We start from the raw sequence: 26,306 nt of genomic DNA, 5'->3' as shown, positions 1-26,306 counted from the left end.
AAGTAACAATGAAAAAGAAGCCTCAACCTAAAACGCTTGTTGTCACAGACACAGAAACCATCACTCCAAACATGCAGCGCATTACCTTGCAAGGTGAGGCGCTGAGCCATTTTCCTCGTGACTGCGAAGGCAGTTACATCAAATTACTGTTTAATGATATGGGCGGCGCGGATCTGAGCATCCTGTCAGAAGACGACCGACCAATCATGCGCACTTACACAATTCGACGTTTTCATCCAGAAACCAGCTCAATCGAAGTGGATTTCGTCCGACACGTAACGCAAGATCTGCAATGCGGATTTGCCGCACGTTGGGCAATGGCCGCGCAAAAAGGCGACACGATCAGCATCGTGGGGCCGGGTAGCATCTCCAACTTAAATACTGAGGCGGATTGGTTCTTCATGGCTGCCGATATGACGGCACTTCCCGCGCTTTCTGCGAAAATTCGTACGTTGCCAGAAGAGGCCAAAGGCTACGCAGTGATCAGCGTGATGTCTCCAGCCGACATCCAACCCCTACACGCGCCAGCAGGCATGGCGTTGATTTGGCTAACCGAAGGGCAAACCTTGGCTGATAGCGTTCGCGAACTCGAGTGGTTAGATGGTAACGCTTCGATATGGTGTGCGTGTGAGTTCGATTCAATGCGTGCGCTGCGCCAATATTTCCGCAATGAGAAAGAAGTCGATCGCGAGAATATCTACATCAGCAGCTATTGGAAGCAAGGCGTGTCTGAAGATGGGCACAAAGTGATTAAACGTGAAGACGCGGAATCCAACCAATAGTGGTTCATGTCTTTTCGATTCCAGCTCTCATCCCAATAAAAACGCCCGGCATCACCGGGCGTTTTTCATCATCATGTTTGACGTAATCAGTGTTTGTAAGACTCCGGCACGTCCGCAATGTAAATCGCAGGAACGCCTTCAAAGTCACTGGTAAACAACACGCCATCATCGTTCGGTGTGAATGACGGATGCGGGTGAGTAATTTGGCGATCGCCATCCAACACATCCCAAGATGTGCTGTGCTTACACAGTTTTTGCGCCGATTTCGCTTTTGTGTTCAATACATACAAGAACGGGTCATTTTCGATGTTGTAGCTGTCTGCATCTGCAACATCAACTGGCGCATCGCAACCATCACCAACCATCAAAGAACCATCGAAGTTACTCATAAGGTGAGAACAAGGTGGCATCACCATCACTTCTTCATTCTCTAATGTCTCTGGGTTGGCTTTGTAAATCACGCGATCAGTTTGACCTTTGAAGTAAGAAACATATGCCATTGCGCTGCCATCTGGAATCCAGAACTCGTGCGTGCACGATTCACCTTCTGCGTGCTCTTTGATTTTACGAACGTTGCTGCCATCTTCATTGACTAGCCACATGCGCGCATCCACCAAATCATGCGGACCTTCATGACAGAAACCAACCGTTGAGTCATCAAACGGACGGTAAATCGGGTGACCTAGCCACGCAGTGTCTTGATGGATCACCTCCAGCTCACCGGTTTCGATATCCACTTTAATTAGGCGACAAGTTGGATTGGTGTGGTAGAACTCGGCAAACTTTTCCCACGATGTCAGCGGTTGCCAATCACGTTTTAAAATCTCGATACCAACTAACTTGGTACAGTCAGAATTTGCCACCCAAGTACCGTAGCCTTTCCACTCTTCATCGACCGTATAAATGACTTGTTCTTCCAGCGTTTCTAAATCGACTTTCATCAAATTCAGTTCGTTTTTCACGTAGAAAAATGCACGCTCATCCGTCGAAATGAAACCGCCAAAGGTGTTGTCACCTTTACCTTCCGTCAGTTGGACTGCTTGTTGCGTTTCAAGGTCAAGCAGGTAATAGTTGCGATTTCCGTCGAAATCACCTGCAAACAGCAGCTTTTTTCCATCCTGAGTAAAGCACTTCTGGTAAAAGTAGTTACGGTGACAAATCACGTCCGTTGGCGTTAATCGCGTCACTTTCACTTGGGTATCACTATCAACAAACGTTTCGAAGTTGAGAGTAATCACATCACCTTTAGCCATAATATATCTCCACAAAAGGGCTGCCCAAGCGAGGGCAGCCAAAACAAAAATTCAGATTATTGGGTCGTTGTCGCGGCTACTTTAGAGGGCTGCGTGTCTAGCTTGGCACTCTTCTTCAAGCCGTAGCCCACAGCAAAGACTGACGCTGCACAGGCAAGGAACAATAGGCGGCCCCATAGTGGGTTAGGAATCAACACCATCAGTGTTAAACCTGCGGCCATGTAGATAACCAGCGTACCCAATTTCGCGCGTTGCATGCGGTCAACAATGTCTTGGCCTTCTTCTGCAACACACTCGGTGTCCACATCTTTAAAGAATTCCGCCGTTGTCTCTTTGTGCGTGTCTGTTTCTTCTTTGTAGAACAGAGTCGATAGGCAGAAGAAACCAGCAGTAAAGACAAGGTGAGCAGCAATAGTGATCATTGTGCGCATTTCACCTGCTTCGCGGCGTGTTAGCTCATCCATACCGAACCAGCTACCAACAAATTCTGGAGTGAAGATTTTCACCACTGACCAAGAGACAAACATACCAACCACAACTGTTGCCCATGGTGCCCATTTCGGCGTTCTGCGAATGATGATGCCAAGGAACAATGGAACTAGGATTGGTGATTGAAGTAGCGTCGCCACTTGCATCATTAGGTCAAACAAGCTTAGGTGCTTCAGTGAGTTGAAGAACTGAGCCATCATGATAACGAGGATGCCGTTCACCAAACATGCGATTTGACCAGCACGCAGTAGCTCTTTATCCGAAGCTTGGCCTTTACGCACGATGTTTGAGTAGAAGCTGCGAACGAAAATACCTGAGTTACGGTTTAGTGCAGAGTCCATCGAAGACATGGTCGCCGCAAACAGACCTGCCATTAACAGACCAACGGTGCCTAGAGGCATTGTTTCACGAGCGAAGACAAGGTAAACCGCATCGCTTGCTTTCGCACCCAATGATGAGTATTGCGTTGCTGCATCTGGGTACAGGATTGCTGAAGCCCAAGGTGGGATGAACCAAATTACCGCGCCAAATAGCATCATCACAAGCGCCATCAGCGCAGCTTTACTTGCGTTTTTCGAGTCTTTCGCGTTAAGGAAACGGTAAGACTCCTGCATGTTGTTGATACTTTGCAGCTGTTTCACTACGAAGAAGATGAACGTACAAACTAACAGTAGTGGGTAGTTCATATCTGGGCCCATGATGAAGCCACCAGGGAAGTTCTCAACGATCTCGCCAGGGCCACCAACGACGTACAATGCAACTGCCGCACAAGCAATGGAGATAACCGCAACAACCAGCGTTTGAATAAAGTCCGACGCCACTACGCCCCACGCACCACTCAGCAATGAGATAGCCAATACCGCAAGGCCAGTCACCCAAATGGTAGTCACGATGTCGGCATTAAATACCGCAGAAGCAAACACACCCAAACCATTTAGCCAAACACCCGCGTTAATCACACTTAATGGAATGATTACCCAAGTGAAAAACTGCTCGTTAGTGTTACCAAAGCGGCGTTTTACCCCTTCAGTCGGCGTATCGACACGCATTTGGCGGAAGCGGCGAGCAAAGTAGAAGTAAGCGAAAACGTACGCCACCATGTTGCCAACAAACACGGCCAATACCGCGAAGCCATCGTTAAACGCTTTACCCGCTGCACCGGTAAACGTCCATGCAGAGAACTGAGTCATAAATGCTGTGGCACCAACCATCCACCAAAGCATCTTACCGCCCCCGCGGAAATAGTCGCTGGTACTATTGCTTGCCATTTTTTTGAACAGCAAGCTGATTGCCACCATCAGGGCAAAGTAGCCTGCTATTACTAAGTAATCGTATTCCATAATAGAAACCTCGAAACGCTGTTTTAATTTAGATAAATTATATTTTCAAAAAACAAAACTAACTGAGACAAAAATCAAAACAACGGTTCATTTTTTATTTTTTGCGCTCAAACGTGATGAAGATCAATAGTGAGCGTCTTGTAAATAATTGCGGATCCATACTCGTCGTTGCTGCATTCCCTTAGTTAATCTTAGAACCAAAAAGAGATTGTCACTGACAAGTCGAAAAGCGTAAAAATGCGACCGTTGTAAGGTGAGTTTTGACGAAAAAAAGGGCTCCTGAGAGCCCGTTATTACTCGTTAGTGGATAAGTTGCTTAAGCTGCATCGCCTCTTGCTTACCCGGAATGGCTTGTTGGGTATCAATCACCGACGCTTGCTTTAATGGCGCGAGCGTTTTGCTGTCGACCGCTTTGCCATCACTGGTGTAAGTCGTGCCATTTTCGACCAACGCATTGCCAGTCGATTTCGCACTGTTGATCACGTCGTCATATTTGCTGCTGACGTGGAATCGGTAAGAACGGTTATTGGTGAACGTGCCTTGCTCAATCTCGCCGGAATATGGGCTCTTACGGAACAAGTAGTTGAAGCGCTTGTTATCAATCGACACGTTGTCGCTCAATACCAGTGCACCAGGGTTAAAGTTGTCCGTGAATCCGTCCATGTTGTTATTGAAAGACAGGCTATTTTTTACCACATGTGGAACCGGAATCCCCTCGCCGCCTAGCTTGAAGCCGTTACCAATCGTGCCACCCTTGTTGGCAACATCGAGTGTGCGCCCGTTGCTGAAAGAGATGGAATCCAAAATGGTCACCGCACCGTTTGCGCCATCTTCCACTTTGTTGAACAAGTCCCAACCGTCATCAATGTTGTGGTGAGACAAACAACGGATGAAGGTGTTGCCATCGCCGATACGCATCTTGGCCGCAAAACCGTCTGCGTTGATCTGCGAAGGATCCATGTTGTTGTAGCTTTCGCTTTCAATCACTTGGTTGTAACTTGCCCACAGTGCGCGGCCAATGTTTTCAGGAGAGGTGATCACGAAACCAGTATCTGGAGCGCCGTGTGTCACCATTTTTTCGAAGGTGTTGTGGCTACCATGAACAATGAACTGCGCACCCGCAACTTCAATACCTTGGTAATGCCAGTAATTTGCCTCGTGACGAAGTTCCGAAACAAAGCGAACATTGTCTCCTTCCGCACGTAGGTGCTTGAGCTTGTCGGCACTGCCACTCGCCGTCAGCGGAATTTCCATCCCTTGGTAGTCGCCATCTTTCAAAATGATGGTGCCACCAGCAGGAAGCAGTTCTACTGCGGTAGCTAAATCAAGCGGTTGCGCTTGAGATCCGTTGCCTTTGTCGCTGCCGTTTGGTGCAACATACAGCGTCATTGGGTCTGGCAGAGAAACAACGTCAACGCTGTAACGGTGCGCTTGTGTCTCTTTGTTTGGGCCGTCAATGGCGGTGAATCTCACTTCCATTTGATTCGCGCCGCTATCAAGTGTCAGCCACTGGCTGAACAACTCGCCCGCCGTCACGGTTTGCTTCGCTACCACTTTGCCATTGTGCAGAACTTCAAATTCGCCCGAGTAGTTGGCACGAGCTTGAACCGGATACACCTTGGTTGCAGAGCGAGGTGAAGAAGCGATTTGGAATACCAATTCTCCCTGCTTGGCCGCGTATTTGGGAGCGTCCACGGTATCCGCCGCAGCAAGCTGCAAATCGACATTGCTCACCGTCATTTTTGCATTGCGTGACGCAAAGAAGCCGACGTATTGCGAGTCTGAGTTTTGCATTTCAACGATATTGGCATTCGCACCTTTTACCGCTTGCTCAACAAATTTTTCGCCATTACGGTAGCTGACTTTGAAACCATCATTGGTGCGTGTCAGCGTCATGCGGTAGGTTTCAGCCGTGCCGTAAGGCACCCCTTCCACATAATCGACACGGCTTAAACGGTTACCTGGCGTTCCCCAAGGTTGATAAACGCCTTCACGAAACGATGCGTTGATGTTGGTCATGCCATCGTTCGTGCGGGTGTGAGAACGCATTAGGTTCATCACCATGTTCGATGCAGACGGAAACTCTTCATGGCCCTCAGGTTGCGGCACTAAACGCTCGGCACCTAGAATGTCGCGCACCATCAAACCTGCGCCTTCTTGGCGGTTGGGTGTCGCGCCCGTTTCTGGGCCAAGCTGTTCAAGCACCACATCGGCACTGAGGGTAAAGTTCACATCGGTTGGTAGCTCGGTGTAGTAAAAGGAGAGTCCTTCATGCGAGTTGGCTAACTTGCCACCGCGGCTTTCAATGGTAAATGTGGACGCTAACTTGCCAGCAGCGACAGCCTCACCATTGACCGTCACTTGGTTCACGCCGACTTTTTCCGGCAAAATGGTTGAGCCAAAGTTCATGTCGGTCGATTGACCAAAAGTGATCGCTTTCCAAGTCAGGTCTTCGACCTTAATCTCAGCAGCGTGTGCGGCTGGGGCCAATATGGCCGCCAGACACAAGGCTAAAGTGTGTTTTTTCATGGTCACTTTTCCTTGTTAGAAGTTGTATTTCAAACCGACACGGAAACGAGGAACATATTCATCTTTAAACTCTGAGCCGTCACCCTTGTGCGTGATAGCCGCGATAGCGAAGAATGGAATCACGCCACTTTCCAGCTTGGTGTATTCGCCTTTAAAGTCGATCAGCTGATCATGACCTTTGTCTTTCCAGCCACCTTCACCACCATGAATATCTTTGTACTCCGCTTCTACGCCAAGCTTGCCCCATTCAAACTTACGGTTTGCGTAAAGGTTGAGCTGGTTGTAGCGCGAGTCGTCCGTGTTTTTGTACCCATGACGAATACGCGCAGCAACATCCCACTCGTCATTGATTTTGTACGCGCCCGTCAAGTTGTACTTGAACACTGACGCACCCGATGGGCTGGCATCAATGTTAATGCCCGGCGTTAGAGAGAAATTGTCGGTCGCTTTCCAACGGTAGCTCACGCCAGTTTCATGGCCTGCATTGCCCATGTGACCATCTTTGTAGTTCCATTTTGCTTCCACGCTAAAACCGATTTGGTTGTCGAAACGGTGAGAAACGTAAATACGATCTCGATGTTCGTCACCATCACGATCAGGCACATATTCATGACGAATATCCACCGATGCGGCAGCCGCTAAACCAGAAGTCATTGCAAGTAAGAGTGCAGAAGTAAGGTATCTAACTTTCATTTTGAAACACCATTTTATTTTATAATAAATCTTGTTTTAATATATTCATTATTACGTACTGATAAAGTTCTTATCGGTATTTTTGTGATCTTTAAAACGGTGTTTTAATTTTTTTCGTGAGCTATGACACATGACTTTATTGGATTCGATGATCGTAATGATCTATCTGCTCTTTATTGGGATCGCTGCGTCGCTATTTCGCCGCTTTTCCACCTCGTCGAACGACTTCCTTCAAGGTGGAGGAACCATGATGTGGTGGATGGCTGGCGCGACCGCATTCATGACGCAATTTTCAGCGTGGACGTTTACGGGTGCCGCAGCCAAAGCGTATGAAGATGGCATCAGCGTGATGTTCATCTTTTGGGGAAATGCGTTGGGATTTTTCGTCGCGGCAGCATTTTTTGCGCGTCGCTATCGAAGGTTACGCGTAGAAACCGCCATGGAAGTCATTCGAGTGCGGTTTGGCCACACATCAGAACAGCTATTCACATGGTTAAGCTTTCCGCTGACTTTGATCGCCTGTGCTATTTGGATGAATGGATTGGCGTCTTTTTTCTCTGCTGTTTTTGCCATTGAGATGTCGACCACCATTCTCGCTATGGGGGTGGTCGTCACTTTGATCGCCGTGAGCGGCGGCGCGTGGACGGTGTCTGTGACGAATGTAATTCAATTAATTTTGCTGATCGCCATTACTCTAGTGATCGGCTATACCGCACTGCAACGCTTTGACTCACCAAGCGAAGTATTTGCGCACGCCACGCCAATTTATGGTGAACAGATCAGGATGCCGTCTCTGTTTGTGATGTGGGCAATCGCCATGCTGCTGCAACAAACCATGAGTAATAACCACACCTTGAGCTGCTATCGCTTTCTGACCACCGCCAACGATAAAGATGCCACCAAGGCCGCATTCGTTGCTGGTGTGCTGTTTGTTTTTGCCCCTGTACTGTGGTTTATGCCAGCGTGGTTCGTGGCAGCGCAAAACATCGATTTACTGGCGATCTATCCTGCACTAGAGCAGAGTGCGAACAACGCCGCTTATCTTTACTACATCCAACATTACATGCCTCAAGGTTTACTCGGATTGGTGATGGTGGCATTGGTGGCCGCGACCATTGCGCCGCTTTCATCAGCACACAACCGCAACGCTGGCATTGTGGTCAAAAGCCTCTACCAAGTGTGGTTCAACCCAAATGCCACCAATCGTCAGCAGTTGATGGTTGGAAAAATTGCGACGATAGTATCTGGCGTATTAGCCACGGTCACAGCTTTGCTGCTGGCGTCTGTTGAGTCGTACAGTTTGTTCGACATGATGATTGTGTTCGCGGCGTTCATTCAGATGCCAATCAACATCCCATCTCTGCTTGCGCTTGTCAGTTTGAAAACACCAAACTGGTCGGGATGGGCCACCGTTATGGTCGGATGCTCAGTATCGCTCTTTATGATGTTTATCTTTGATGTACAGTGGCTCTCTTCCTCGCCATTAACACCAAGAGAAAGCAAAGACCTGTCCGTGGTCGCAACGCTTGCCGTTCATTTACTGGTGACGGGAGGCTTCTTCCTGTTTACGCGGGTCTTTTATGCCAAAGAGTCACCATCAATCCAGCAAAGTCGCACTGCACTTGCGATTCAACTAGCCACACCGATCAGCGACGAGGAGCAGTCCCCTATCAATCATAAGCAAGGACTTTATGTCGGCTCCATCACAGCGTTGGCGGGCATGTTACTGATTCTTGCCGGCGTCGTGTTAGCGGGCTCTTCTCAATCCATCTTCGTCGCAATTGGCTGCATTGTGTTGCTGTTTAGCTTGTTCCTACTACAACCTACCCAGCACTCTAAACGTGCTTGGCAGAAACAAAAACTAAGTAAGTAAATGGGTAAGTAAACCGTATTGGGCGCGTTGTTTTGTGTCGCGCCTAGTGGAAAGCTGGCTTTTAACTCTCCAAAACTGCACATAAAAAAACGCCTACGGTGGAGCCGCAGGCGTTGGCAAATTGCTCAAAAGATCGTTCGACTATCTACGATAGTTCTCGGCGCTAACCGGGGTGAGGAATTATTCGATAATTCCCGCAACTTCACGAACCAGCTTCGCCAGTTCATCCCATTGCTCGTTGTCAATCAAATCGCCGGGTACCATCCAAGTACCACCACACGCTAAGACTGAAGAAATAGACAAGTAATCTTTAACATTGCTTGGGCTCACGCCACCGGTTGGCATGAATTTTACAGGATAAACCGCAGATAATGCTTTTAGCATCGCGACGCCGCCTGACGGTTCTGCTGGGAAAAACTTCAGCGTACGCAGACCCATTTCCATTGCTTGTTCAACCAAGCTTGGGTTGTTGACACCAGGGACGATGGTCACGTTACGCTGTTGGCAGTATTTCACTGTAGTTGGGTTGAAACCTGGGCTCACAATAAAGTCCACGCCCGCATCAATCGCTTCATCCACTTGCGCGCTTGTCAGCACAGTTCCCGCGCCAATCAACATCTCTGGGTACGCTTCGCGCATGTTTTTGATCGCTAAAGCGGCATCTTCAGTACGGAACGTCACTTCAGCACATGGCAGGCCATTTTCAATCAGCACCTGTGCCAGTTTCACTGCCTTGCCTGCGTCTTTGATCGCGATAACAGGGACTACTTTAATTTCTGAAAGTTGTTGGTTCAGATCTTTCATTTCATCGTTCCTTAAATAGTTGGCATCGCTTGGCTTGGAATGATCGCGCCGCGATGTTGAATAACCGTGCCAGCCACTTTGTGGCCAGCAAGCGCAGACTCAGCAACGTCTCCGCCTAAAATTCGTTTTGCCAGATAACCCGCACTAAAAGAATCACCTGCCGCCGTGGTATCCACCACAGCATCAACCTTCAAGGCCGCAACGGTGTGTTGTTGATCTTGTGTTACAACAAAGCAGTCGTCCGCGCCACGTTTCACGATGATCTCTTTCACGCCAAAGTTTTTCGTACGGCTGATCGCTTCATCTTCGTGCTTATCTCCCCACAGCATGACCTCGTCATCGAAGGTCAAAAATGCCATATCGGTGACGCTGAGGATCTTTGAGTAAAAATCACGAGCTTGCTCGATGTTAGGCCAGAGCTTAGGGCGGAAGTTGTTATCGAATGCGATTTTCACACCTTCTTTACGGCACATTGTTAGCAGCTCAATCAACATCTGACGACAATCGTCCGAGATGATCGCCAAGCTAATGCCACTCAGGTAGATCATTTGATGCTGACAAAGATCTTTCACCAACGACAGCAATGCTCGCTCACGCAACCAGTATTTTGCTGCCGCATCATTACGCCAGTAAAAGAAGCTACGCTCGCCATCTTCGGCGGTTTCAATCGCGTAAATGCCTGGCAACTTATCTTCAGAAAGGTAGACCATGTCCGTATTGATCCCCTCTTCACGCCATGCCGTTAGCATTTCACGACTAAACGGATCATGTCCTAATCCCGTCACATACGAAGTTTCGACCCCGTGTTGTTTGGTTAGACGAGAAAGATACACCGCGGTATTGAGCGTATCACCGCCAAAACCTTGCTGTAGCACGCCGTCATGTTTTTTAAGCTCCACCATACATTCGCCGATGATGGCGACACGACTGATTGGGTTCATGGGAAGTCTCCTCAGTATTTGATGCCGCCATTATTGCAATTACAAAACCAGTTAACAATAAAAATAAAACAACGGTTCATTTATTTCGTGAACTTGATCTATCTGCGTGCTTTCTCGGCCAGATTTTGTAGCCATGCAGAGAGCAATTGCGGCCACGCCGCGACAGGCAAACCTTGTGCATCGCGAATACCAAAACCGTGTTTACCTTGCTCAAACAGATGCATTTCGGTCGCGATTTCGTGCTGGCGAAGTGCTTGCCAAAACACGAGGCTGTTTTCCGCACTCACGGCGGTATCGTCACTGGCATGTAAAAGAAAACAAGGCGGCATGTCTGACGTCACCTGTTTTTCTAGCGAAAATCGGAGAAGGTCAGATTCACGTTCCAAATTAGCCAGTAACTCGGCACGCGAGCCCATGTGCGCAATATCGATGTTCATACTGATCACCGGGTACATCAAAGCGCAAAAATCGGGCTTGGCAGATACACGGTCCGCCTCATCTTGAAGAGGATAAATATCCAATGCGTGACTCGTCGCTAAGCTCGCTGCAACGTGTCCGCCAGCCGAGAAACCTAACACACCAATCGATGATAAATGAGACGCCAAAGGCAACTGACGCACCAAACGCATTGCTCGCTGCGCGTCCGCCAGTGGCGTCCAAGCTCCAAATTCGTGCCCTTCGTTTGGCATGCGATAGGTCATCACAAACACGGTAAAACCTGCTTGGTTCAACACGCGTGCGCTGTCCGCCCCTTCTTTATCCACCGAGACTCGTTGATAACCGCCACCGGGCATCAATAAAATACCAATCCCGTTGGATTGCTCTGGTTCAAACACGACAATTTCGGGATGCGTGATGTCAAACACTGCACGATCTGGTAACAACTCGTTCGGATTTCTTTCTTGATAACTTTGCACCAGATGGGAGGGGATTTGAGGCTCAGACCACAAAGGCAAAACGAGATGCTCAGGAAACCAAGTCTGTAGTGAAGTAATCGGCGCAACGTGCATGGCATTCTCTCCAGCTTAAAAACAAAAAAAGCCAGCACAATGGCTGGCCTTAACCTATTTCCCGATAAAATGAGTGCTTAGTCTAGTAGCGACTTCACATATTCTGCAATTTCAGGTACTTGGCAGTGCGCAAAGAAACACTCTTGGAATTGCGTGCTGCCTACTGCAGTTTTCACTAGCTCTTGGTCGATAGCACGTAGACCTTCAACCACGTCTTTTGCTACCGCTGATTTCACGTTGTTTAGGATAGCCGCGTTCGCTTGCTGAGGTGCTGCACGCTCAATTGGGTAACCTTCGCCGCGTTTGCCTGTGAACGCTTTTTCGAAGATGTAACGAACGTTCAATTCACCCGCCCAACCAAAACCTTTCGCAAATGCTAGAGAAATCGCATTGCCGTTATTGATTTGGTTGAACAGGAACGCGTCTGATGGCTCTAGGCAGTAACCACAAACAACGCCAGGGTGTAGGTTGCAAGACATCAATGCACCTTGGCCAGTACCACAACCAGTGACCACGAAGTCCACAGCTTTTGAGTTCAGCAGAATGCTCGCCATGATACCTAGGTGAATGTAAGTTAGGTGATGGTCGTTTTCATCCGTCATACCAACGTTGAAAACATCGTGACCAAGGCCACCTGCTACTGAGTTAAGCTCACCAGCCACCATTGCGTTTTTCGCTGCTTGGCTGTTTTCCATCATTAGTGCAATTTTCATGTGTTACTCCTGCGGAAACTCCGCATTCAAATTTCAATTCTTAAACAAAATCTTTGCGCATTGGGGTGAAAGTATCGATAAGTACACCCGCTTTCAGACAAACACAGCCATGCTCAATGTTTGGCTCTTTGTACATAGTATCGCCGGTTTTGACGATTTTTTTCTCATCACCGATGGTGAATTCAAACTCACCAGAAAGCACGTAAGTCAGCTGCTCGTGCGGGTGCGAGTGCATCGCACCAATTGCACCTTCTTCAAAGTGCACTTCTACCGACATCATGTTGTCGCTGTGTGCCAGTACTTTGCGTGAAATCCCTTCGCCGAGATCTTCCATCGGAATGTCTTGGTTAAATACGAACATGGTTCACCTAATAACTTGATTGATTAATCATGGATTCTGATTGCTGACGATGTAAGCGATAAATCGTCAATAAATTCATCACGATCACGGTCATTTCTAACAGCGTTCCACCAATGGAACCCACCAGAATATTATTGGTTAGCCAGCAAGACGCGCCGAGCAAAAAGCCAATGCGCATCCTGATCCCTGACAAGCAGAACACCGAGTATGTACCAATCACCGTCCCGATAATCGGCCATAAATCACGCCATTGCTCTGCTACCCAAAAGCCACTGACTAAACTGATCACAATAAAGACAGCAGCAACTCGTTTCGACGAGACAAAAATCGCCGTGGTCGTTCTGAGCGCCGACAGCAATGCGCTCAGCGCAGAGACCATCGAACCCAGCAATAAAAAGTGGAGAAGATGATTGAGGTTAAAAATCAGCATCAAGATTTTTAGGTGCCTGTCATTCTTCTGGTAGAAGACGGAGAATCCCAAACCAAAACTAATAAACCCTAAAGCTTGCGCTAATATCGTGGTATCCACCATCACCTTCTCGCAACTCGATTAGCGCGCTAGCCAGCCACCATCTACTGCGATGGTGTAGCCGTTGATGTAATCCGCAGCTTTAGATGCTAGGAATACACAAGGGCCAGCTAGATCTTCTGGCGTACCCCAACGAGCAGCAGGAATACGGTCTACGATTTCTTTGTTGCGCTGTTCATCGGCACGCAATGCCGCGGTGTTGTTGGTTGCCATGTAACCCGGAGCAATCGCGTTTACGTTGATGCCGTGGCTTGCCCATTCGTTCGCCATTAGGCGAGTCACACCCATTACGCCACTTTTAGACGCAGTGTAAGAAGGCACGCGAATACCGCCTTGGAAAGAAAGCATTGATGCGATGTTGATGATCTTGCCGCCTTCACCTTGCGCGATGAACTGTTTTGCAACCGCTTGAGACATAAAGAACACAGACTTCACGTTGATGTTCATTACGTCATCCCAATCTTGTTCAGAAAACTCGATGGCATCGTTACGACGAATGATGCCCGCGTTGTTCACTAGGATATCAATGCGACCAAGTTCGGTTACTGCGCGGTCAACGATAGTTGGGATGTCGTCTAGTTTCATTAAGTTAGCGCGGATATCAACGAACTTACGGCCTTCAGCCTCTACTTTCTCAATCGTTTCTGTTGGTTCGCTGATGTTTACGCCAACAATGTCACAGCCCGCTTTTGCTAGACCAAGCGCCATACCTTGACCAAGACCAGTGTCACAACCAGTAACAATGGCCACTTTTCCCTCAAGGTTAAATGAATCAAGAATCATGTCGTTTTCCTCAATAGTAGGTAATGTCGTGATTTGGCGTCTTGGCCATGTCACTTTGTATGCATTCATCCTGACCCAAAAAGAAACTGTTTGCAATTTTTTTTGAAAAGGCGTTTTAAAAATATTGATTGTGATCTTGTTTTTCTGGATTCTTTAATTGCGCGGTTTCAAATTTTTGAAAAGGCATTTTAAAAATACTGGTTCTTAAATTTTTCAGCGATATAATGCAGAAAACTAAGAATGAAAGGGGCAACAATGGAAAAGTCGACTCAGCCTGAAGCGGTTTCGTCAGTACTTAAGGTTTTTCATATTCTTCAAGCACTTGGTGAACAGAAAGCCATCGGCGTTTCAGAGCTTTCACAACGTCTAATGATGTCGAAAGCGACTACTTACCGTTTTCTGCAAACCATGAAATCGCTCGGTTACGTGTCTCAAGAAGGCGAAGCGGATAAGTACTCTCTAACACTTAAGCTGTTCGAGTTGGGCGCAAAATCGCTTGAGTACGTCGATCTGATCGAACTGGCCGACAAAGAAATGCGCCACATTTCAGAACAAACCAACGAAGCCTTGCACCTTGGTGCACTGGATGAAAATGCCATCATTTACATCCACAAAATCGACTCTGGCTACAACCTACGCATGCAATCGCGCATCGGTCGTCGCAATCCGCTCTATAGTACTGCTATTGGTAAAGTGCTGCTTTCTGAGCGCGATGAAAGCTTTGTTCGTGACGTATTGAGCGATGTCGAGTTCATTAAGCACACAGAAAAAACATTGGAAAACACTGATCAAGTGCTAGAAGAATTGGCGAAAGTGCGCGATTTCCACTATGCAGAAGATAACGAAGAGCAAGAACCAGGTCTTCGTTGTATCGCTGCGCCGATTTATGACCGCTTTGGTCAAATCATTGCTGGCTTGTCTATCTCATTCCCAACCATCCGTTTCGATGAAGAGAGAATGGAATATTACGTCGGCTTACTGCATCAAGCAGGTAAAAACATTTCTGAGCAATTGGGTTACCACGATTACCCGGCATAATCAGAAACAAGAGGCAGCCGCGAGGCTGCTTTTTTTGCCACTTAGAACAATGTTGAAACACCGGTTCACTTTAGAGGTAAACCATGGGCACATCCGTCACTCCAAACATCTTCGACTTTTTAATCAAAATTGACCCCTTTGATAAACTGCCAGAACCTGTGGTTGAAAGCATCGCGAATTCCGTCAAGGTCAAGTATCTCGTGAGGGGCGAAACCATCGGTTTTAGCGCCTTGTGCGATCAACGTTACCTCTACATCATCCGAACCGGCGCCATTGAACAGCGCACGCCTAATGGCGAACTGCGTGCACGCCTTGGGCAAGATGACCAATTTGGTTTTACTTTCCTCGACCCACTCGAAAATGCCGAAGATGGCTACCAAGCGGAAGCGATTGAAGATTCATTGCTCTATTTGATCCCCCATTCTGAGCTAAAACTGGTCAGCGAAGAACACCCAGAATTTGCGGACTATTTTGCCGCCCAAGCCAATGTGCGCTTGAGTTCTGCGGTGAAGTACGTTTGTCGGAAAGAAGAAAAAGGACTGTTCTTTCGTACTGTTGGCGAGATCGCCAGTGAAAACATTGCGATTGTCGATGTGAACGACTCTATCCGCAGTGTGGCGCAAACCATGTGTGGCAAACAACGCAGCTCCTGTGCCGTTGTGATGAAAGAAGGCGAAATTATTGGCTTAGTCACCGACCGAGATATGACGAAATCGGTCGTCGCACAAGACATGGATACCAATCAGCCCATTGCCGACGTGATGACGCCAAACCCCGTGTTGATCGAAGACGATGCTAAAGTGATTCAAGCCATTTCCTTGATGCTGCAATACAACATTCGCTGTTTGCCCGTGGTACATGGCAAGCAAGTGAAAGGACTTCTAACGACAACACATTTAGTGCATAACCACCGCACGCAGTCTTTGTTCTTAATTGAGAAAATCAAATACGCGAGTTCACTCAACGCGCTGGCGGCGTTGAAAGAAGAACGTCAAACCATTTTCCAAGCGTTGGTGGAAAGCGGTGTGAGTGCGGAAATTCAGGGTCGAGTGATGTCGATGATCATGGACGCTTTCACGCGCCGCATCATCCAGCTCAATGAAGAACTGTTGGGCCCACCGCCATGTGATTACGCGTGGTTGGTTGCAGGCTCTCACGCCCGTAACGAAGTGCACATGCTGTCGGACCAAGACAGTGCGATTGTGCTTTCCGATGACGCCACCGAAGAACATAAACTGTACTTCACTCACCTTGCCATGCGGGTGTGTAATGGTTTAGCGGCGTGCGGTTATCCGCTTTGTGACGGCAAGTACATGGCAGCGTCACCAAAGTGGTGTCAGCCAATTCGTCGTTGGAAAGAGTACTATCAGAAATGGGTGGCCAGCCCAGAATACAACAAATTATTGAGCATTAGCGTATTCCTTGAAGTGCGTGCCATTCACGGCAACCGCGAGTTTGTCGACCAAATCCAACAACACTTGCATGATTGTATTCAAAAGAGCCCGAGCTTTATTCCGGCTTTGGTGCGCGATGCGATTGACACTCAGCCGCCACTTGGCATTTTCAACAATTTGGTGTTGGAAAAAGGTGGGGAAAACAGCAACACGTTAAACATCAAAAAGTACGCCTTGAATCTGATCATCGATCTGGCGCGTATTTTCAGTCTTGCCGCTGGCGGCTCGTTAACTGGCACAGAAGAGCGTTTTCGCTACGCAGCCCAGCACGGCACATTGTCGAAAGACAGCGTTGAAAACATCATTGGCGCGTATCGCTTTATTACTCAGGTACGTTTCCGTCATCAACTCAATGCGATTCTGGCAGGCACCACACCTGACAACCACATCGCACCCGATGATTTCAGTAGCTTTGAACGCAAGCACTTAAAAGATGCATTTAAGATCATCAGTGAGCTGCAAGATGTCGCGAAACTGAAGTTTGTGAAAGGGGCGTAACCATGATTAAACGTTGGTTTAAGCGGTGGGAAACGCCGCTCTCTCCTGAGCAAAAACGCCAAGCCATTCACGTTATTGACGATTGGCCAATGGTGCTGAAAGACTATCTTCAACGGCCTTTGGTGGATGACTCAACGACCTTGAAGGATTTGAGTTTTGTTGCGTTGGACTTTGAAACCACAGGCGTGGACGCGCAAGGTGATAAAATCTTATCGATTGGCGTGGTTGACCTAACGCTGGACGGCATTGATATCGCCAGCTCCAAAGAGTGGTACATTTGTCATGGACAATTCATCAAACCAGAAACAGCGAAAATTAATGGCTTAACTCCGCAAGATCTCGCCAAAGGACTGCCATTGGATGAAGGGATGAATAGGTTGCTGGAACGCATCACAGGAAAAGTGGTGCTCGCCCACGGATGCTGCATTGAAAAAGCCTTCATTCACGCTTATTTTTCCTCTCGCTACCAAGTAGAGGATTTCCCCGCGTATTTTATCGACACTCTGCAAATCGAAAAGCAGTTTAGCTATGCAGGGAAAAGCGGCGCGCACAGCAGTTATCAGTTGGACGATTTGCGCCGCTATTATCACCTGCCGGGGTACTTATCGCACTCAGCCGCCAGTGATGCCTTGGCGTGCGCGGAGTTGTTCTTGGTGCAAAGTAAAAAACTGACCGCGCTTCCGGATGTCACGTTGCGTCAGTTGATGCGCTGATCACGCCAACTCTTGCGCCAAAAAGTCGATCAATAACCGCACTTTTGGCGACAAATTGCGACTTTGCGGATACAGCGCCCAAATGCCTTCGCGATCGTCGCGGTAATCGGTCAGCACTTCGACTAACTCACCACTGTCTAACGCTTCTTGAACGTAGTAATCCGGCAGCTGCACTAAACCAAGACCGCGTTTCGCTGCGTCCACCAAAGCAAAACCGCTGTTGCATTTAATCCGTCCCGACACGCGTAAAGATTTATCGCGTTTATTTTCCTTAAAGTGCCAATAGTCGACCGAGCCAACCAAGCATTGATGCCGTCCCAATTCCGACAACGTATGTGGCTCACCAAAACGCTCCAAGTACATCGGACTGGCACACACGTAGGTTTGACGTGAGGAAAGACGCTTGGCGATCATGCTGGAATCTTGCAAGCGGCCAAGACGAATCGCCACGTCCACACCTTGCTCAATCAAATCCAGCTTTTGGTTGGTCAGCACTAAATCAAGATCCACACGCGGGTACTTTTCCAAAAACTGATGCAAAAGCGGCGCGAGATTCATTTCCCCATACGTCACAGGAGCCGTCACGCGCAGCAAACCGCGCGGTTCGGTCTGCATTTGCGTTACGGCAAGCTCGGCCAGTTCTAACCCTTCCACCAAATGTTTACACTGCTGGTAATAGAGTTGTCCGGCTTCAGACAGGGAGACTTTTCGCGTCGTGCGATGCAGCAATTTCACCGCAAGTCGTTCTTCAAGTGCCGATACCCGACGACTGATTTGTGCCACCGATGTTTTCAGCTTAGCTGCTGCTCCGGTAAAACTGTTGGTTTCCGCCACAGCAACAAGTTCGCTTACCCCTTCCCAATTCGCCATGCTGTATTCCTGTCGACCTCTTTTAGACAAATAGTGATGAAAATGTTCTCGTCGTGCTACGCTTTGAAAACGTGAGAATTTTAGGCGTCAGGCAACGGACGAAGATCGCCGTACTGCGCATCAAGTTCAATGCCGAAGTATTCTTTCAATGCATCCAGATAGGCTTGGCCTGGCTCTAACTCCAATTCTGTCTGCTCACCTTGGCTGGTGTATTTGAGTGTGTAGTTAAGCAATGTCACCAACCCACTTTCTGTTGCTTTCGCCGCGACTCTTGCGCTGGTAAAACGCGAATGAGGAGAAGTGGAGGTAAAAAAGTTGCCACACGCGATATCACCCGCAAACACAAACTCTAAATCGAAGCTATAAAGGTTGTTCCATGTGTCCATTCCGTCCGTTGACAACACTTGAAGGAAGTAACCAAACTGGGCATCTTCAACAAAGCGGAAGGTTTGTAAATCCGTCTGAATCACTTGGTTGAGGATAAACGGCAATGGCGCGCGCGGCGTATTGGAGCCAAAGCCTACATCGACAATCCATGCTTGTTCATCCAGCATCACCAACGTGATTTGATGGCTGCGACCTGTCGGCGTCCCCATCACGTGAACACGCCCAAGTAAGCTGCGCGCTTCAAACCCGAGGGTCTTGAGCACATCGAGCATTAAGCCATTCAGTTCAAAGCAGTAGCCACCACGGGAGTGATACACGGTTTTTTGAATGATGTCTTCAATCTCAACAGAGATGCCACGCTGCAACGAAATATCAAAGTTCTCAAACGGCAGGCAACGGTGCTGCGCTACGTGAATCTTGTGCAATGACTCCAAATCGGCGGGTAACTCACTCGGCAAACCGAGCTTGGTTAAATAGGCGTTCAGATCCGTCTTATTCATAATCACTCTTACTTAGCTGATGGGTTGATTGTTTTCTACTCTAGTCCCTCTACCTAACCTCAGGTCAATCGCCTTTTCCGTTTTCCCTTCTGTTTTGAGGAGGCATCACACTCTTGTTGTCCACTCACCTTAACATTATTACGAATATGTAAAAATCATTTTCAAAATGGACGGATTATCATTTTTATTGAAACACCTAGAATGGACACCAACAAAACGACGCAGCGCAGGAAGCAAACCTTAACTACGCTTATTACGTCACTCCATATACTGAGAATATAAAGGAAAATCCAATGACTCTTGAAATCAAACCTGGTCAAACTCACATCAAATCCAAGGCAATGGTTGCGTGGGCGGCTGGCGAGCCACTGAAAATGGAAGAAGTGGATGTACAGCTTCCTAAAGCGGGTGAAGTGCTAGTGCGCATCGTCGCGACAGGTGTTTGTCATACTGATGCGTTCACTCTGTCAGGCGACGATCCAGAAGGCATCTTCCCTTCGATTCTTGGTCACGAAGGTGGCGGTATTGTTGAAATGGTTGGCGAAGGTGTTACCAGCGTTGAGGTTGGCGACCACGTGATTCCTCTTTACACCGCTGAATGTGGCGAGTGTAAGTTCTGTAAATCGGGCAAAACCAACCTTTGTCAGGCCGTTCGTGAAACACAAGGTAAAGGTCTGATGCCAGATGGTACAAGCCGTTTTTCTATCAACGGTGAAACCATCTTCCACTACATGGGTTGTTCTACTTTCTCTGAGTACACAGTGCTGCCTGAAATTTCATTAGCCAAAGTGAACAAGCAAGCGCCTCTTGAAGAAGTGTGTCTACTAGGTTGTGGCGTAACGACTGGTATGGGCGCGGTTCTAAACACTGCAAAAGTTGAGAAAGGCGACACGGTTGCGATCTTTGGTCTGGGCGGCATCGGTCTTTCAGCAATCATCGGTGCGCGCATGGCAGGAGCAAGCCGCATCATCGGTATCGACATCAACGAAAGCAAATTCGACCTAGCGAAACAACTTGGTGCTACAGACGTCATCAACCCACAAAAATTCGACAAACCAATTCAAGAAGTGATTGTTGAAATGACGGATGGCGGTGTGGATTACTCATTCGAATGTATCGGTAACGTAAACGTAATGCGTCAAGCGCTTGAGTGCTGTCACAAAGGTTGGGGTGAGTCGGTGATCATCGGTGTTGCGGGTGCAGGTCAAGAGATCTCAACTCGTCCATTCCAGCTGGTTACGGGTCGTGTATGGCGCGGCAGTGCGTTCGGTGGCGTGAAAGGCCGCTCTGAGCTTCCAGAAATCGTAAACCGCTACATGGCGGGTGAGTTTGGCTTACAAGAGTTCATTACTCACACGATGGGCTTGGAAGACGTAAACAAAGCATTTGATCTGATGCACGAAGGTAAGAGCATCCGTACCGTTATCCATATGGATAAGTAATGCTGACTCAGGCTCTCCGTAAGGGGAGCCTGAATTCATTCTGTTGTTAGAGAGTTTATCCATGACCATTGAAAATGTAAGCCAAACCAAAGTGTTTGGCGGTTGGCACAAACAATATACGCACGATTCTAAAGCGTTGAACTGCACCATGCGTTTTGCGATTTTCTTGCCGCCGAATACAACCAAATCCAACCCAGTACCCGCTTTATACTGGTTGTCGGGCTTAACCTGCACCGATGAAAACTTTATGCAGAAAGCCGGCGCATTTCGTATGGCGGCAGAACTTGGGATTGCCATCATTGCTCCGGACACCAGCCCGCGTGGTGAAGGCGTTGCCGATGATGCAAGTTACGACTTAGGCCAAGGCGCAGGCTTTTACCTCAACGCCACTCAAGCACCGTGGTCACTGCATTACCATATGTACGACTACGTCACGCAAGAGCTGCCAGCCATCATCGAAGCCAACTTCCCAGTATCGGATGTGAAATCAATCTCTGGCCACAGCATGGGCGGACACGGTGCGCTCACCATTGGCCTTAAGAATCCGACACTATACCGCTCGATTTCAGCATTTAGCCCAATCAGCAACCCAATGCAGTGTCCGTGGGGACAAAAAGCATTCACCGCATACTTGGGCACTGATATCGAAAGTTGGAAGCAATACGATGCAAGTGAGCTTTTGAAGAAAGAAAAATCACCCTTACCAATTTTGGTTGATCAAGGCGATGCGGACGGCTTCTTGAGTGAGCAACTCAAACCGGAAGTCTTATTAGCCGCAGCAAAACAACACGGTTCAGAATTGAATCTGAGAATGCAATCTGGCTACGACCACAGTTATTACTTTATATCGAGCTTTATAGACAATCATTTAAACTTTCACGCAAAATATTTATTTGCGTAAATAACAATGAAAATAACTTGATGATATATAAAAATAAAGCCACCAAATTAGGTGGCTTTATTGTATGACGTATTTAATAAATAAGTGCAATTATTCCAATAAAATCCAACGTACACCAAACATGTTGAGCTCATTATTTAAATCTTAAATTCAATGTTAATTCTGAGCGAGAGTTCATTAAGTGAGAATGGTATGGATTTTCATTGAAATTCGGCTAAATGACGTTAAATCGTCATATAACTCGATAATAATTTCTTTTTAATGACCTTTTAATTAAGAAGTCACTAAAGAACCTTGACGTGAAGTAAACCTACAGTTACTTTTCAAACATAACATATTATAAAATCTCATACGGTTGGCTTTGTCATTAAAATCATAAATAATTTATCGCTAGCAACTTTTTGTTCTAGCTCGGTAAAAAGAATAAAAAACAAAAGGGCGTATGATGAAAAAAATTGTATCACTCAGTTTGCTGCTGTTCGCACCATTCCTTTCTGCCAATTCCATTACTTTTAGTAGTCCTCAGCAACCTAGCGTCACACTTAAACTGGAAGAGCTTCAATCTCTCCCAACCACCAGCTACACCACTGATTTACCTTGGATTCAACAATCTTCAGAGTTTCTTGGTGTAAAGCTCAGCACGCTGCTGACTCATGTTTATGGAAGCATTCCAGAGCAAGTCGATATCGGCAGTTTAAACAACTATCACTCCACCTTATCTCGCAAAGATATTGTTCGTTATCAGCCAATTTTGGCGTACCAGCAAGATCATCATTACATCAAAGTGAGAAATAAAGGCCCTTACTGGGTGATATACCCTCTCAGTCAATATCCTGAATTGGATCACAATGAATATCATGCCCAAATGGTATGGCAAGTTAATGAGATGAAAATAAAACAAAAATAATGAAGTTATCAGAAGCTTACCCAATTAAACAAAAAAATTATTCGACGACCAGCAAAATGCTCCTTTTGGTTTTTGCCACTTCTTTATTGCTCGCAAATGTCATATTGCTCCAACAAACTCGGGTCTTAGCGCAAAGTTTTACTGATGAGCAAAAACAAGCGACATGGTTTTTATTCCAGTTATCGAAAGAACTTTCTGAGCTCGTCAGTGAAGCACGTCGACTGGACGAAAATGTTTTAAAAATAGAAGGAGCAGAACTTCAGTATGAGCTTGCTTGGAGCCGTTTTGATTTATTAATAAATAGTAAAGACGTCTACACCTTTTTTTCTCGCAATCACATTCAACAATATTTTTTGCAACTGTTTAATGAGTTTAAAGAGTTAGAACCACTGTTGGTGGAAGCCAAAACCGGCGACAGCCAAGCGGCAGCTCAGTTTTATCGCGCCACTCAAACGCTGTATTTAAACTTGGTGGAGTTTGTGAACCAGAACTTTCGCTTAACCAGCCAAGTGTACGAGACACAAAAAGATGAAAGCCAACGATTGATGAAAGCGCAATACATGCTGTTTGCCACTTTCGTCTTGTCGATTTTGTCGCTGACTTACTTCTTCTACAGAGAGTCGCACTTTCACCGCAAGCTGGCACTGAGTGACCCTCTTACTGGCCTTGGCAACCGAAATGCTCTGTTTGTCACGTTGAGAAATAACACCCGCAACCGAACGACTTTTTCTTTGTGCCTTCTGGATCTAAACGGGTTCAAAAACGTGAATGACACGTACGGCCACCAAGCTGGTGATACAGTGTTGTGCGAAATTGCCAAGCGATTGAAAGACATGAATATTGATAGCTTCAGTACCTATCGGATGGGTGGAGACGAGTTTGCTGTCGTGATTGAGTCCTCAGACGTCGATGCAGAGGAGGCGAAAAAACACATCCATTCCGTGTTTGATACTCCGGTTCTAAACGCGAACAACGTATCGTCACTGTCGACCAGTATTGGCGTCGCGCACTACCCAAGTGACAGCGATAATGTTGACTTTCTTATCAGCATAGCGGATAAGCGCATGTACAAAATGAAATTTCAACGTTAAACGGTATTTATGATGAGAAAGTTCATGCAAGTATTGCTTCTACTGGCAGTCATTGCGGCAGGTGTGTTGGCTTGGGTATTTATCCCATCGCACGAAACCATCGGGCAAAAAACGCTTGAGCAGGCACTCAACGACGACTACAGCCTCGTTGGACATCGAATCTACTCAACCGATCCGGATGCTGGTAACCGATTCGGCTACTTCGTATTGGCAACGGGTCAGAGCATTGAAGAGCAAGAGCCGTTTTTGGTCACTTCGGATCAGTTTATTCGCATGGAACAAACGGGTGATAACACCTTGTCTGTGACCGTCAATGGCCGTATCTACCAATACCACAACGACTTGTGGGTACCAAAATCGGATGGAAAGTTGCAGCACTTTTTAGTCAGCGCAACTGCCAACTACGTGCGCTAAAAAACGGGAACATTACTACCCCCTCCCATCACACACAAAAAAAACAAAGCCCCGCATGTACTGCGGGGCTTTGTACGTTAAGAAGAAAGTAACATCGAAAGGAGGGCGTTACTTCGCTAACACTTTCTCTTTAATCACTTTGAGTACCCCAGCCTCTTGGTTGCTTGGCGCAGAATAACGAGCGATTTTCTTAATCTCTTCGTGCGCGTTGGCAACCGCGTACGAATGCTCACTGACTTGCAGCATTTCGAGGTCGTTGAGGTAATCACCAAACGTCATGGTTTCTGCCGGAGTAAAATTCATCGTCTCTTGAAGATGCTTAATGGCCGCGCCTTTAGACGCCTCGGCATTCATCACATCCAGCCAAATTTTTGCGCTCACTACAACTTTATGCGTTGCGCCAAACTTCGCGTTCATAGTCGGGAACAGGAGCTCTTCCGAACCGTCAAAGTGACAAATCGCTACCTTGATGAACTCGTCTTCGACCTCAAGCAAATCCGCCACCGTTTCACAGCGATGGTAGTACTTTTGAAACTCTTCCAGTGGTTGCTGATCATGCGTTTCGATGTACGCCGAGCGCTTGCCACACAATACGATGTTCGCTCCGTCAATTTCACGAGCCGCTTTCACAATCTCCGCCACTTCCGCTTTAGGAATTGTGCAACTGTAGAGCTCTTTGTCTTGGTACATCACCAAGGTGCCGTTTTCGGCCACATACAACACTCGATCTTTGATTGGCGCGAACGTGTCTCGCAGGCTGTAATACTGACGACCAGACGCAGCGGAGAATAAAATGCCTTGCTCTTCCAGTTGCAAAAACAGGTCGAAAAACTCTGGATCCAAACGACCGTATTGGTCAAGCAAAGTGCCATCCATATCGGAAGCAATAAATTTGATGCGAACTTGTGACATTAACTAAAACTCTAAATGACGCTGCGAAAATATATCCATGTAAGGTACAGGATCTTGTATGAATCTCAAGTCGGGATGACGACGCCTTTCGCGATTACCAATGATGCTGTTTAAAGTAATCTTCACTGTGATCGATGAAGGCTCTCACCGCAGGAGACAAGTGTTTACGCGATGAATACAGCGCGTAAATGTTGAGATCATTTGGCTTCCAATTCGGCAACACCGACTCAAGCTGACCCGATTGCAGATAGATATTGCTCAAATAGGTTGGCAACATCGAAATACCCATGCCTTGTAACGCGCCATGCAATAACGCCGTGGCCTCATTGCTGGTTAGGCGACACTCAATTCCCACCGATTCGAACTGGTCGCCCTGAGACAAATGCCACACGTGACGCTCAAAGTTTTTGTAACCCAAACAGTCGTGTGAAGATAAATCTCGCGGATGCGTGATCGCGTGGTGAGTTTGCAAGTATTGCGGCGATGCCACCAACACCGATTCACACACCGCAATCGGCTTACCAATCAAAGAAGGATCGGGATCTGACGCAATTCGGATTGCCAGATCGATACGTTGCTCGGTTAGATCACTCACTGAATCTTGCAGATCTATGTCGATATGCACTTTGGGGTGCTTTTGCATAAAACTGTTTACTGCTGGGATCAACTGTGAGAATCCAAATGAAGTGCTAGACGCGAGACGGATTTTTCCGGACAGCTCACCATCAACGGCAATGTTCGACGTCAACGTATCGGCCTGTTTTAACCAGCGCTCAATCTGAGGCAAGCTGCGCTCCCCTGCGGTGGTGAGCGACACCTTGCGCGTGGTGCGGTGCAACAAACGAGTTTGCAGCCAGTTCTCCATCGCCTCTACATAACGAGTCACCATAGGCCGAGACATGTCTAACCGCTCTGCGGTCGCAGTAAAACTGCCAGAATACACCACATCCACAAATACTTTTGCTGCCGTTACTCTGTCCATACATTTGCTCGAAATAAGAAATAGTGATGTACATTATTGTGTATTTTTCCGAGCGTATCAATTTCCTAATATAGCTCCCGTTCCCAAGCCATCGTCG

The 26,306-nt window shown here is 47.4% G+C and carries 25 protein-coding genes; 10 read left to right on the top strand and 15 right to left on the bottom strand.

Features of this window, described 5'->3' with window-relative positions:
• Positions 1-8 precede the first annotated feature (8 nt).
• Positions 9-782: a siderophore-interacting protein gene (locus ACF8OV_RS04550; RefSeq protein ID WP_203503721.1), complete on the top strand. Its 774-nt coding sequence runs from the start codon at positions 9-11 to the stop codon at positions 780-782.
• 86 nt (positions 783-868) lie between these two features.
• On the opposite strand, the gene ACF8OV_RS04545 is transcribed toward ACF8OV_RS04550, so the two are convergent.
• From ACF8OV_RS04545 to ACF8OV_RS04530, 4 genes are all read right to left on the bottom strand, one after another.
• The gene (locus ACF8OV_RS04545; protein WP_005460795.1) at positions 869-2,035 is read right to left on the bottom strand and encodes an oligogalacturonate lyase family protein; all 1,167 of its coding nucleotides are present in this window, start codon (positions 2,033-2,035) and stop codon (positions 869-871) included.
• A gap of 56 nt (positions 2,036-2,091) precedes the next feature.
• Positions 2,092-3,864: a sodium:solute symporter family protein gene (locus ACF8OV_RS04540; RefSeq protein ID WP_005487072.1), complete on the bottom strand. Its 1,773-nt coding sequence runs from the start codon at positions 3,862-3,864 to the stop codon at positions 2,092-2,094.
• Positions 3,865-4,164: 300 nt separating this feature from the next.
• Positions 4,165-6,393: an exopolygalacturonate lyase gene (locus ACF8OV_RS04535; RefSeq protein WP_203503718.1), complete on the bottom strand. Its 2,229-nt coding sequence runs from the start codon at positions 6,391-6,393 to the stop codon at positions 4,165-4,167.
• Positions 6,394-6,408: 15 nt separating this feature from the next.
• Positions 6,409-7,086 carry an oligogalacturonate-specific porin KdgM family protein gene (locus ACF8OV_RS04530; RefSeq protein ID WP_005482845.1) on the bottom strand — a complete coding sequence of 226 codons (678 nt, stop codon included), beginning with the start codon at positions 7,084-7,086 and terminating at the stop codon, positions 6,409-6,411.
• Positions 7,087-7,216: 130 nt separating this feature from the next.
• On the opposite strand from ACF8OV_RS04530, the gene ACF8OV_RS04525 reads away from it, so the two are divergent.
• Positions 7,217-8,959 carry a transporter gene (locus ACF8OV_RS04525; RefSeq protein WP_203503715.1) on the top strand — a complete coding sequence of 581 codons (1,743 nt, stop codon included), beginning with the start codon at positions 7,217-7,219 and terminating at the stop codon, positions 8,957-8,959.
• Positions 8,960-9,139: 180 nt separating this feature from the next.
• Here the strand turns inward: ACF8OV_RS04525 and ACF8OV_RS04520 are convergent, their stop codons facing one another.
• The 7 genes from ACF8OV_RS04520 to kduD all read right to left on the bottom strand — a co-directional run bounded on the left by ACF8OV_RS04520 (position 9,140) and on the right by kduD (position 14,100).
• Complete coding sequence (locus tag ACF8OV_RS04520; protein ID WP_005460834.1) at positions 9,140-9,763, bottom strand: bifunctional 4-hydroxy-2-oxoglutarate aldolase/2-dehydro-3-deoxy-phosphogluconate aldolase; 624 nt, start codon at positions 9,761-9,763, stop codon at positions 9,140-9,142.
• A gap of 11 nt (positions 9,764-9,774) precedes the next feature.
• A complete protein-coding gene (locus ACF8OV_RS04515; protein WP_005482884.1) occupies positions 9,775-10,704 on the bottom strand; it encodes a sugar kinase in 930 nt (309 codons plus the stop codon).
• A gap of 98 nt (positions 10,705-10,802) precedes the next feature.
• Positions 10,803-11,714: an alpha/beta hydrolase gene (locus tag ACF8OV_RS04510; protein WP_069489131.1), complete on the bottom strand. Its 912-nt coding sequence runs from the start codon at positions 11,712-11,714 to the stop codon at positions 10,803-10,805.
• 77 nt (positions 11,715-11,791) lie between these two features.
• Positions 11,792-12,427: an RpiB/LacA/LacB family sugar-phosphate isomerase gene (locus tag ACF8OV_RS04505; protein ID WP_005460779.1), complete on the bottom strand. Its 636-nt coding sequence runs from the start codon at positions 12,425-12,427 to the stop codon at positions 11,792-11,794.
• Between the two features lie 40 nt (positions 12,428-12,467).
• Entirely contained in the window at positions 12,468-12,788 is a 321-nt protein-coding gene (locus tag ACF8OV_RS04500) for a cupin domain-containing protein (RefSeq protein ID WP_005467181.1), read from the bottom strand.
• Between the two features lie 7 nt (positions 12,789-12,795).
• Entirely contained in the window at positions 12,796-13,320 is a 525-nt protein-coding gene (locus tag ACF8OV_RS04495; RefSeq protein ID WP_005497706.1) for a YgjV family protein, read from the bottom strand.
• 18 nt (positions 13,321-13,338) lie between these two features.
• Positions 13,339-14,100, bottom strand: a complete 762-nt coding sequence (gene kduD / locus ACF8OV_RS04490) for a 2-dehydro-3-deoxy-D-gluconate 5-dehydrogenase KduD (protein ID WP_005482916.1) — start codon at positions 14,098-14,100, stop codon at positions 13,339-13,341.
• Positions 14,101-14,355: 255 nt separating this feature from the next.
• Between kduD and kdgR the strand changes: the two genes are divergently transcribed.
• The 3 genes from kdgR (at position 14,356) to ACF8OV_RS04475 (ending at position 17,803) form a co-directional block, all read left to right on the top strand.
• Positions 14,356-15,138, top strand: coding sequence for a DNA-binding transcriptional regulator KdgR (kdgR, locus tag ACF8OV_RS04485; protein ID WP_005460804.1), 783 nt, complete (start codon positions 14,356-14,358; stop codon positions 15,136-15,138).
• A gap of 83 nt (positions 15,139-15,221) precedes the next feature.
• Positions 15,222-17,090, top strand: a complete 1,869-nt coding sequence (locus tag ACF8OV_RS04480; RefSeq protein ID WP_005482867.1) for a DUF294 nucleotidyltransferase-like domain-containing protein — start codon at positions 15,222-15,224, stop codon at positions 17,088-17,090.
• A gap of 2 nt (positions 17,091-17,092) precedes the next feature.
• The gene (locus ACF8OV_RS04475; RefSeq protein WP_021452800.1) at positions 17,093-17,803 is read left to right on the top strand and encodes an exonuclease domain-containing protein; all 711 of its coding nucleotides are present in this window, start codon (positions 17,093-17,095) and stop codon (positions 17,801-17,803) included.
• Here the strand turns inward: ACF8OV_RS04475 and ACF8OV_RS04470 are convergent, their stop codons facing one another.
• Positions 17,804-18,673, bottom strand: a complete 870-nt coding sequence (locus tag ACF8OV_RS04470) for a LysR family transcriptional regulator (protein ID WP_203503712.1) — start codon at positions 18,671-18,673, stop codon at positions 17,804-17,806. It abuts the gene before it with no gap.
• 80 nt (positions 18,674-18,753) lie between these two features.
• Positions 18,754-19,560 carry an arylamine N-acetyltransferase gene (locus ACF8OV_RS04465; RefSeq protein ID WP_203503710.1) on the bottom strand — a complete coding sequence of 269 codons (807 nt, stop codon included), beginning with the start codon at positions 19,558-19,560 and terminating at the stop codon, positions 18,754-18,756.
• 293 nt (positions 19,561-19,853) lie between these two features.
• Here ACF8OV_RS04465 and ACF8OV_RS04460 point away from each other — a divergent pair, with 293 nt between their 5' ends.
• The 5 genes from ACF8OV_RS04460 to ACF8OV_RS04440 all read left to right on the top strand — a co-directional run bounded on the left by ACF8OV_RS04460 (position 19,854) and on the right by ACF8OV_RS04440 (position 24,315).
• The gene (locus ACF8OV_RS04460) at positions 19,854-21,002 is read left to right on the top strand and encodes an S-(hydroxymethyl)glutathione dehydrogenase/class III alcohol dehydrogenase (RefSeq protein WP_005464962.1); all 1,149 of its coding nucleotides are present in this window, start codon (positions 19,854-19,856) and stop codon (positions 21,000-21,002) included.
• A 61-nt stretch (positions 21,003-21,063) separates the two neighbouring features.
• Positions 21,064-21,903 carry an S-formylglutathione hydrolase gene (gene fghA, locus ACF8OV_RS04455; protein ID WP_203503707.1) on the top strand — a complete coding sequence of 280 codons (840 nt, stop codon included), beginning with the start codon at positions 21,064-21,066 and terminating at the stop codon, positions 21,901-21,903.
• A gap of 445 nt (positions 21,904-22,348) precedes the next feature.
• Positions 22,349-22,810 (top strand): oxidoreductase, encoded by a 462-nt coding sequence (locus ACF8OV_RS04450; RefSeq protein ID WP_005482833.1) that lies wholly within the window; start codon positions 22,349-22,351, stop codon positions 22,808-22,810.
• Positions 22,810-23,901 (top strand): diguanylate cyclase, encoded by a 1,092-nt coding sequence (locus tag ACF8OV_RS04445; protein WP_058964680.1) that lies wholly within the window; start codon positions 22,810-22,812, stop codon positions 23,899-23,901. Before ACF8OV_RS04450 ends, ACF8OV_RS04445 begins: the two co-directional genes overlap by 1 nt.
• A 24-nt stretch (positions 23,902-23,925) precedes the next feature.
• Complete coding sequence (locus tag ACF8OV_RS04440; protein WP_005464976.1) at positions 23,926-24,315, top strand: hypothetical protein; 390 nt, start codon at positions 23,926-23,928, stop codon at positions 24,313-24,315.
• 108 nt (positions 24,316-24,423) lie between these two features.
• On the opposite strand, the gene ACF8OV_RS04435 is transcribed toward ACF8OV_RS04440, so the two are convergent.
• Both ACF8OV_RS04435 and ACF8OV_RS04430 read right to left on the bottom strand, forming a co-directional pair.
• Positions 24,424-25,227 carry an HAD family hydrolase gene (locus ACF8OV_RS04435; protein WP_203503693.1) on the bottom strand — a complete coding sequence of 268 codons (804 nt, stop codon included), beginning with the start codon at positions 25,225-25,227 and terminating at the stop codon, positions 24,424-24,426.
• Between the two features lie 94 nt (positions 25,228-25,321).
• Positions 25,322-26,209, bottom strand: a complete 888-nt coding sequence (locus ACF8OV_RS04430) for a LysR family transcriptional regulator (RefSeq protein WP_025621987.1) — start codon at positions 26,207-26,209, stop codon at positions 25,322-25,324.
• Positions 26,210-26,306: the final 97 nt, after the last annotated feature.

Source organism: Vibrio sp. GLN_1, from assembly GCF_043106015.1.
GTDB classification, from domain to species: Bacteria; Pseudomonadota; Gammaproteobacteria; order Enterobacterales; family Vibrionaceae; genus Vibrio; species Vibrio parahaemolyticus.
This window is presented reverse-complemented; position numbering and strand designations above follow the sequence as displayed.